Source organism: Elstera litoralis, from assembly GCF_000963705.1.
GTDB lineage: Bacteria > Pseudomonadota > Alphaproteobacteria > Elsterales > Elsteraceae > Elstera > Elstera litoralis.
The window spans coordinates 1-859 of record NZ_LAJY01000732.1; the positions used below are offsets into that span (position 1 = coordinate 1).

General features: G+C 52.3%; 1 protein-coding gene. It reads left to right on the forward strand.

Going from position 1 to position 859, the window contains the following annotated elements; all coding sequences use genetic code 11:
* Positions 1-82: 82 nt before the first annotated feature.
* The coding region (locus VZ95_RS22545) for a DUF898 family protein (RefSeq protein ID WP_156995432.1) at positions 83-859 on the forward strand (777 nt) is incomplete at its 3' end.

Genomic DNA, 859 nt, shown 5'->3' on the forward strand with positions numbered 1-859 from the left:
CGGGCGGCAATGCGGGCGTCGCTTGTGGCGGAGCGGTTGTATGGGGTAAGTGTTTCTGAAATCCTTGGCATGTGAGGCCGGAATGACCGACGAAACGCTGCCGCCATCCGTAGACGCTGTGACCGCAGAGGCCGAGCCTCTCGCGCTCGCGCATACGATCAACGGTGAGAGCCTTGCCGGGATCACCTTCAAAAATGCGCTTCTCACTATCCTCACACTGGGGATTTGGAGCTTTTGGGCGAAGACTCGTGTGCGCCGCTATCTTTGGAGCAATATCCAAATTGCGGGCGACCCTCTGCACTATACCGGAACGGGCTTCGAGCTGTTTAAGGGCGCGATCATCGCCTTGCTCATTTTGGCCGTGCTTTTCGTGCCGTTGGGGATTCTGTCAACGGCAGGCTATCACGGTATTGTGGGGCCGATTCAATTCTTAATCTTCATTCTCTTAACGCCGCTGGGGTTGTTTTTTGCGCGGCGCTATCGGCTGTCGCGCACCGAATGGCGGGGAATTCGCGCCGGTTTCGAAGGTAACTGGAAGGTGTTTGCACCACGTGCGGCGGGGCTTACGCTGCTTAGCCTTTTCACCTTGGGGTTTGCGGAGCCGTTTCGACAGGTCTATATCGAGCGCTATTTTTGGAACAATTCTTATTTCGGGACCGAGAAATTCAAATCTTCTCTGGATGTTAGCGGCTTAGGGTATTTGTATTGGGGGATATGGGCATTTTTCATATTAATTATGATGCTGTCCATAACGGATTTGGTAGCTATTTTCAGTAATATGGAGAGCCTAAACTCAAAATCTGGGGCCGCATATGCCGGAAAAAGAGTCTCCTCTCTTTTTTCATTTCTGTTTACGGCA